The organism is Aquidulcibacter paucihalophilus, assembly GCF_002105465.1.
Classification (GTDB): domain Bacteria; phylum Pseudomonadota; class Alphaproteobacteria; order Caulobacterales; family Aquidulcibacteraceae; genus Aquidulcibacter; species Aquidulcibacter paucihalophilus.
On the sequence record NZ_NCSQ01000135.1, the window covers coordinates 1 to 8,098 of the forward strand.

7 protein-coding genes are annotated in these 8,098 nt (G+C 51.5%); 4 read left to right on the plus strand and 3 right to left on the minus strand.

Features of this window, described 5'->3' with window-relative positions; translation table 11 throughout:
* The first annotated feature begins 359 nt into the window (after positions 1–359).
* The 4 genes from drt4 to B7364_RS08675 are packed head-to-tail and all read left to right on the plus strand — an operon-like array spanning position 360 to position 6,323.
* A complete protein-coding gene (gene drt4, locus B7364_RS08660; protein ID WP_085339603.1) occupies positions 360–2,075 on the plus strand; it encodes an antiviral reverse transcriptase Drt4 in 1,716 nt (571 codons plus the stop codon).
* Positions 2,075–2,281 (plus strand): hypothetical protein, encoded by a 207-nt coding sequence (locus B7364_RS08665; protein ID WP_085339604.1) that lies wholly within the window; start codon positions 2,075–2,077, stop codon positions 2,279–2,281. The genes drt4 and B7364_RS08665 overlap by 1 nt, the downstream gene beginning before the upstream one ends.
* Positions 2,278–3,096: a DUF6615 family protein gene (locus B7364_RS08670; RefSeq protein ID WP_085339605.1), complete on the plus strand. Its 819-nt coding sequence runs from the start codon at positions 2,278–2,280 to the stop codon at positions 3,094–3,096. The genes B7364_RS08665 and B7364_RS08670 overlap by 4 nt, the downstream gene beginning before the upstream one ends.
* The gene (locus B7364_RS08675; RefSeq protein WP_085339606.1) at positions 3,096–6,323 is read left to right on the plus strand and encodes a type I restriction endonuclease subunit R; all 3,228 of its coding nucleotides are present in this window, start codon (positions 3,096–3,098) and stop codon (positions 6,321–6,323) included. Before B7364_RS08670 ends, B7364_RS08675 begins: the two co-directional genes overlap by 1 nt.
* Before the next feature lie 105 nt (positions 6,324–6,428).
* On the opposite strand, the gene B7364_RS08680 is transcribed toward B7364_RS08675, so the two are convergent.
* The 3 genes from B7364_RS08680 to B7364_RS08690 are packed head-to-tail and all read right to left on the minus strand — an operon-like array spanning position 6,429 to position 7,778.
* The gene (locus tag B7364_RS08680; RefSeq protein ID WP_085339607.1) at positions 6,429–6,809 is read right to left on the minus strand and encodes an alpha/beta fold hydrolase; all 381 of its coding nucleotides are present in this window, start codon (positions 6,807–6,809) and stop codon (positions 6,429–6,431) included.
* A 16-nt stretch (positions 6,810–6,825) separates the two neighbouring features.
* On the minus strand, positions 6,826–7,479 hold the full coding sequence (locus tag B7364_RS08685) for an SdpI family protein (protein WP_085339608.1): 654 nt from the start codon (positions 7,477–7,479) through the stop codon (positions 6,826–6,828).
* Positions 7,476–7,778 (minus strand): metalloregulator ArsR/SmtB family transcription factor, encoded by a 303-nt coding sequence (locus B7364_RS08690; protein ID WP_085339609.1) that lies wholly within the window; start codon positions 7,776–7,778, stop codon positions 7,476–7,478. Before B7364_RS08690 ends, B7364_RS08685 begins: the two co-directional genes overlap by 4 nt.
* Positions 7,779–8,098 lie beyond the last annotated feature (320 nt).

Below are 8,098 nucleotides of genomic sequence, written 5' to 3' on the forward strand. Positions count from 1 at the left end.
ATAGAAACGGCTGACCTGTCCGAACAAACCGAGCCACCTCACTACTCAGGTTTTTCAAGTACCCCATGAAAATGCTGAGGGTGATTTGGACACCAAGTTGGCGAGGCTCACAAAGCTGATAGAAAGCCTGAAGGACTACAATTGAGATTTCGCAGTATCCCCCATAAATTTATGTTATGGCCTCGAACTTCCGCAGCGCCAAAGGAAGCCAAGATTCTAGAGTTTTCGAGCTCGCTTAGGTGCGTCGGCGTTTGGAAACGCGACTTAACACCGGCAAGATCTCGATTCCATGAGTGCACCGCCCACTTAGACGGAAGGCTTAGAAAGCGAGCATTTCAGAGATCGACACGGAGGAAAGGATGAGTGAAATCCCCCCAAAGGACGAATTGAACGGACTAAACAAAGCGACCATAAAAGAAGCCTTATTGAGACATAACTTTCTTCCTCGACAACACGATCATAAAGAAGAGTTGCCTCCGATATTCAATTCTCGGCAATTTACTCCTGCGGTGGCGGATGCACTTGAGAAGATACCATTGCGTATCAAGCAGGGATATGACCTCTTGTCATTTAAAAGAACGAGGCACCCCAATATACCGCGGGTCATGGGAATTCCCCATCCGAGAGCGTATGTAGAACTTGTCAATGTAATCAGCGAAAACTGGACTGAGATTTCACCATTCTGCACCAGTCCAAATTCGCAACTTGAGTTTGGACTTTATGACGACGGGCGGATGTTAGTACATGCTTACAACCAGATAGCAGATGACGGAGCACTGGAAGATCAGGACCCAATGACTGATTTTGGCATGAGCTATCGTCTCAAAACTGACATAAATGCATTCTATCCAAGTGTTTATAGTCATGCGGTTCCATGGGCTCTAGTGGGGCACGGACGAGCCAAACAAGATCGGAATAAGAAGTCTTGGTTTAATGAAATCGATGCTGCAATTCGAATATGTCAACGTAACGAAACAAAAGGTTTGCCAATTGGTCCTGGTACTTCATCGATCATCGCTGAGATAGTTTTGTACCCGATAGACAAATATCTTAGGTCTGAAGGTTTCCAATTTACCCGATATATCGACGATTACACAGTGTTTCTTCTGAATAAGGGAGCCTGCGATAAGTTCTTAATAAATCTGTCTACCGAGCTAGGACGTTACTCTCTTTCGTTAAACCTAAAGAAAACTCGTATAAGCGAATTACCAGTGCCGAGACGGGAGCCATGGGTCACTGAAATCAGCATACTACTGAATCGATATGCAGAGCCGTTAGGTTTCGAAGATAAACCAACAAAACTCGAAGTTCGCCACCTTAGGCCAATTATAGACCGTGCATTGGAGCTTAGCATAGATTACCCTGACGGCAGCGTAATGAAGTATACGCTTGCAGCGATAATTGACTTACTGCCGGAAAAACCGATGCTTCGCATCGTCGACTCCGAGGAACAGCGATTTATAGAGGACGCCCTGTTCCGCTACGCGTATTTCTATCCGTCAATCATCCCACTCATTCAGAGACACTTGCAAAGTTTTTACACCACAGATTCGCGGGTCGTCGATAGAGTGGAGCAAAGGATTTCAAAACTACTGGATCGGTCATTTGAACTTGGACAGTCAGACAATATCGTTTGGTGTTTGTACTACTTGTTGCAGCTTGGAGGAGCCGGTCAGCAAGTTTTCGCAGATCGCTGCTGTCGATCGGATGATCCAATCGTCATATCGATGGGATACTGCTACGCAAAAAAATCAGAACTCGACACAAGTTCTTTTTCCCAATGGGCTGCCCAGATAATAGTTGATATCGAGAAAGGGACATTGTCAGAGTATGACCTAGATAGGTTGTGGCTGCCATTGTACCAATTATTCTTTGATAATGTTTTGGGTGAAATGCCGTATCCAAAAAAGGACGATCAAGCAGTTTTTGATTTACTGAAACAAGAAGGTGTAAGCTTCATTGATTTTACTCATGATGATTTTCACTCTTACCCTCACAGGCGATTCAGTCATTACTTTAGTGAAGGTCTAGATGATCTTGAGCCTCCACCGCTACCCGACGCAGGTAGCGCCTAATGACATACCTCTCTGAAGCCGCCATCGAACAATTGATTCTCGACCAACTCGGGACCTTTGGCTACGCGCTCTCTGCCGACGCGGAGATCGGTCCTGTTAGTAGTGTACCCGCGCATGGTGCCTATGCCGATTTCCTTCTCCCCATGTTGATGGAGGGCGAAGTCCGAATAAAAGACGCCGAAAAGTTTAACGAGGATGCCCAATGAGCCCTTTGCGCGATGCATTTCGAAAAGAGGCAGGACGAATTTGGCGCGACAAGGCCAAAGCAGAGAGCCTTGGTTTGCAATTGAACGAGGAAACAATAACAGAAACAATCCTGTTCCACCTCGCGAAGCAATTTCAGGGTGGCGATTTATCCGTCACTCCATTTACCAAACCTCAAGAGAAAGCGAATGGCGCGGATTGGGAAATGTGGTTCATGGACGGTTCGAAAGCCGTCGGGCTGCGCGTTCAAGCAAAGCGACTTTTTGCAAAAAATGGCTACGCTTCACTAACGCCTAACGGACCTCAAACGAAAACCTTGATTTCACAATCCTCAGATTGCTATCCGGTATTCGTCCTCTACAACGACCGAGCGACCTATAAGCTGAAGAAGCCGGTCTGCGGATGTCAGAATTATCGCGGCCTCAGCTACCTCGGCTGCACACTGGCATCTGCATACTCAGTGAAGCATTTGAAAGAATGTAATCCAACCACTCTTAAACCTATATGCATCCCTTGGCATTGCATACTTTGCCCTGTCCGTTCCAAACCTTCACCAAGCTTGCCAGAAGTCGTCGCAGGTTCGATTAACGCTCGCGCCATTGGCGACGGCAAGTTGGCGGATCCAGCTGAACAGCGCTGCAATGTTATTTCGACGCCAAATTTGTTTAGAGCTCACCTAGAAAATGTAGCAAATACAGATAGATCAGTTTATTCAGCGGTTTCCGCCATGGATGAGCACAACGCAAGACTTGAAAGATATCTTGAGGAGCGAGAGCTAGCTGGTGCCTTGCTCATCTCTCGGAAAGGCAGAGACTAATGGCCTATCTGTCTGAAGCCGCCATCGAACAATTGGTGATGGAACAGCTTATCGGCCTTGGTTATGCGACCACAACCGACACCCAAATTGGCCCCGACGGTAAGGCATCGGAGCGTGAGTCCTACGCTGATGTGGTGCTCACTCAACGCCTGACAGCGGCCATCGAAAGGCTTAACCCAACAATCCCAGCCGAGGCGCGCGGCGATGCCCTGCGCAAGGTGTTGGCCACCGACAAGCCCTCACTCGTCGAAGAGAACCGCCGACTACATAAGCTGATGGTCGAAGGTGTCGATGTCGAGTTTTATGGTGAGGATGGCACGATCCGGGGCGACAAGGTTCGTTTGATCGATTTCGATGATTGGACGGCCAATGACTGGCTGGCGAGCAGCCAATTCACGGTGATCGAGAATGGCGTAAACCGTCGGCCAGACATTGTTGTCTTTATCAATGGCTTGCCACTTGGCTTGATTGAATTGAAGGCACCAGGTGGCGAGAACGCGACGCTTGCTGGGGCACATAACCAGCTTCAGACCTATAAGGCGCAAATCCCGTCGCTGTTTCGCACCAACGCGGTGCTAGTCACTTCGGATGGGATAACTGCGCGGATAGGGTCACTGACGGCGGACCAAGAGCGCTTCATGCCTTGGCGGACGACAGATGGCCAAGTGGTAGCGGCGAAGGGAATGCCGGAACTCAGCGTGTTGATTGAGGGCGTGTTTGAACCCCGACGCTTTCTCGACCTGGTGCGGGACTTTACTGTTTTCGGCGAGACCGAGACCGGCTTGGCAAAGGTCATCGCTGGATATCACCAGTTTCACGCGGTTAAGCGCGCGGTTTATTCAACCATTCGCGCATTGGCGGTCAATTCAGCCAGTGGGTACAATTCGCCCTATGGTGGCATGCAAGAAGACCCCGCCGTTTTTGGCTTACCCAGCGTGTCAAGTTATCCGCGTGGCGACAAACGGATCGGCGTGATCTGGCATACGCAAGGTTCAGGAAAGAGCTTGCTGATGGCCTTTTATGCTGGCCAATTGGTGCGCCATCCCGGATTGGCGAACCCGACGATCATTGTGATCACAGACCGCAATGATCTGGACGATCAACTCTTCGGAACGTTTGCCATGTGCCGGGATTTGATCCGGCAAACACCCATTCAGGCTGATAGTCGAGAGCACTTACAGGCCGCGCTAAGCCGCGCCTCAGGCGGCGTGATTTTTACGACCATCCAAAAATTCTCTCCGATGACGGGCGAGACCGACTATCCGCTTTTGTCGGATCGCCGAAACATCGTCGTCATCGCAGACGAGGCGCATCGAAGCCAATATGGGTTTAAGGCGCGAATTGAGCAGAAGACGGGCGTGATCGCTTATGGCTTTGCGAAATATCTGCGCGATGCCCTGCCGAACGCCTCCTTTATCGGTTTTACAGGCACACCAATCGAGAAAGACGATGTGAATACGCCTCAAGTTTTCGGCGAGTACATCGACGTCTATGATATCAGCCGCGCCGTCGAGGATGGGGCGACGGTCCCTATCTATTATGAAAGCCGTCTGGCCCGCATTGAACTTCCCGAAGAAGAAAAGCCCAAGATCGACCTTGAGATCGAGGAGCTGACAGAAGACGAAGCTATAACCGAGCAAGAGCGTATCAAGCGCAAATGGGCGACCGTGGAGGCTCTCGTCGGCTCTGAAAAGCGACTGGCCATGGTGGCGGCCGACCTGGTGCAGCACTTTGAAGATCGCGTCGCGGCCATGGAAGGCAAGGCCATGGTCGTCTGCATGAGCCGGCGGATCTGTGTGGCGCTCTACAATCAGATCATCGCGCTGCGGCCTGATTGGCACAGCGACGATGATGCAGAAGGCATGATCAAGATTGTCATGACTGGCTCGGCCTCAGATCCCCAGGATTGGCAACCCCATATCGGAACCAAATCCCGTCGCGATCTTTTGGCAAAGCGCGCGAAAAATCCGAAGGACAGCCTCAAGCTCGTGATCGTGCGCGACATGTGGCTGACCGGCTTTGACGCGCCATCCATGCACACAATGTATATCGACAAGCCGATGAAGGGCCACGGGCTGATGCAAGCCATTGCCCGGGTCAATCGCGTCTTCCGCGATAAACCCGCAGGCCTCGTCGTTGACTATATCGGCATCGCGCAAAATCTGAAGAATGCGCTGGGCCAGTATTCTGGACCCGACCAGAAGCAGGCAGGGATTGATGAAGCAGAGGCAATCGCCCTTCTGATCGAGAAATATGAAGTCGTGAAGTCCATGTATCACGGCTTCGACTACGCCCGTGGTCTGGCAGGTACACCGCACGAGCGACTGGTCGTCCTGGCTGAAGCGATCGAATGGATATTGACGCTGCAGCATGATGCGGCCGCTAAGCAAACCAATGAAGAGGGCAAGCGACGGGAGAACCGGCGATATCAAGACTCTGTTCTGGCGCTTTCGAAGGCATTTGCATTGACTTCAGCGACCGATGAGGCGCGAGAAATTCGAGATGAGATTGGCTTCTTCCAGACAGTGCGCGCGGCACTCGTTAAGTCTGCAGGCGGCGGGGGAAAGAGTTCCGCAGATCGAGAGTTTGCCATTCAGCAAATCCTCGACCGCGCCGTTGTTTCAACAGAGATCGTAGATATTCTGGCCGCGGCCGGGATCTCCACGCCTGATATCTCAATCCTGTCCGATGAGTTCCTTGCGGAGGTCCAGCAACTCGAAAAGAAGAACCTCGCGCTGGAGGCCTTGCGCAAATTGCTCAATGACGAAATCCGCTCCCGCACGCGGACCAACGTTGTTGAAACCCAGAGGTTTTCTGAACGGCTGGAAGCGGCGATCGGCCGATACCACAACAACGCCATCAGCACGGTTGAAGTTCTCCAAGAGCTTATCGAGATCGCACGCGAAATACGCGAGGCTCGAGCCAGGGGCAAAGAAGAAGGACTCTCAGACGAGGAGATTGCGTTCTATGACGCTCTGGCGGCCAATGAGAGCGCAGCGCAGATTATGGGGAGCGACGCGCTTAAGGTCATCGCACATGAATTGCTGATGAGCCTGAAGGAGAGCTCAACTGTCGATTGGGCCAAGCGCGAGGCGGCGAGAGCTCGGATGCGCGTGCTCGTGAAGCGTATCCTTCGAAAGTATGGCTATCCACCCGATCTGCAGGACGGCGCTGTCCAAACGGTGCTGCGACAGGCGGAAGAGTTGGCAGCGACTGGGCGGTTGTGAGGGGGGGGTGTATTGATGCAGGTTGACCGCTTTGCTGTCTCTACTGACCGCCGCTGTGGCGATACTTGACCGCTTTTCGTGGCAAACAGCGCGGCTTTTGGTGGCTTATAACACCCATGAAGCAGCATCTGAAACATAGTCATCGATGACCACAGCATTGGGATCTGGAACGGCGTTGACGCTTCCGAAAAGGCCACGCTTATCAATTCGCAAACTCGATATGCCCTCTGCCGCAAGCCCTTCCGCTAGGAGGCGATAAGTGGACGCTTGGACACCGAGAGGACTGTTTCCATCCCGATCAGTTGGACCCGAACCCGGAATTATCAATGCGACAGGACCCTGACGCTTGCTGGATTCGAAGATAGTTCCGGTCAATGGGCCATATGGCCCCGCTGCTTGAAGCTGGGTCTCAGAGCCGAACGGGGCGGCGCTTACAGGAACGGTCAGTGCTGCAGCAAATATAGCTGCAATGAGAGTTTTTAACATTGACTGCTCCGTCTCACTATTGTGGTCTCTTCTGCCAAAGCAACCAGCTATAGAAACTCGATATCACCACAGGCATAGCCAGCGCGATAAAGATCGCCGCAGCCAGAGAAGCTGGTGAAATTGGCAAGAAAGCAAGAAGTAACGTCACGCACCCAGCACCCAACATGATCTTCCCGCCAAAACGATGGGTGGCAATCCAAATATCAGGGTTGCTCAGGGTCCACGGTGTCCGAATGCCGATGAAAAAATTTGGCCTAGATTTTGGAAGCGTGTCTCCAATCAAAACCATAAGCGCGCCAAGCCCAATCATTAAGAGGTCCGGGGTATGCTGCCAACCGAGGCCTAATCCTGCGATCATGAGCTGGAAACAGACCATCAGAAACATTGTCCCGATCCACATCGATCGCCACAGATGGGTTGACGCCTCTAGTTGCCGCCGGAAAGGCTCGACGCTTGGGAGAAAAGCAAATAGCAAACCTAACAGAGCCGAAGCTCCAGCAGGCCAAAGTATGGCCAAGGCTGCTGGTGCGAACCTATTAGCATCTCCCCTAGCATTCCAATGGATCGGCAATCTTGCATCCGGCTCAAGGCTTGAAGCCACCCATAACCCAAAACAGATCATGGCACCTACAATCAGGAAGTTCGCAAGAAGAAGTCCACGCCACTTCATACAGTTACCCCATGTTTGGGTTGCTCAATTGGCTTGCTGTCAGCAATTCCCACTCGTCCCATAAAGCTCAACAAGGCCTCTTCCAGAGTTGATAGGTTCAGAGTGTACATGATTGACCCCCCCTGATTTTCTCCCTGGATCAGGCCCGCAGCCTTAAGTTTGGCGAAGTGCCCTGACATTGTTGGTTTGGACACTGGGAAGTGATCAGCGATTTCGCCCGCTGTCATTCCACCTCGCTTGAGCATCTCAAGGACTTTGCGGCGAATTGGATGAGCAAGGGCGTCAAATATCTCGTTCATAGCTATTTAGCTAAATGACGAAATGACGCTTGTCAACAAGAGCCGTTTCTAATGAGCGCGAAACTTTAGTGATCTTGCAACGTACATTTAGACGCAAACAGCAAAACGCAGTAAGGTGTGTTCCAAGAGGAATGCACCTTGGTCAAGCAGTTCCTGAGATCGTTCATGTTGGGCCTTGGCCAAATCACTTGGAACGGTTCAAGGCCGCACTCCGCTTGCCTTGAAGCCGCCTGACAATTGTCTTTGCGCAAGCTCGAACACGGCCTTTGCGAAGGCATATGACCTGAGCCCCGATTGGTCCGTCATTTGAAATGAGAGTC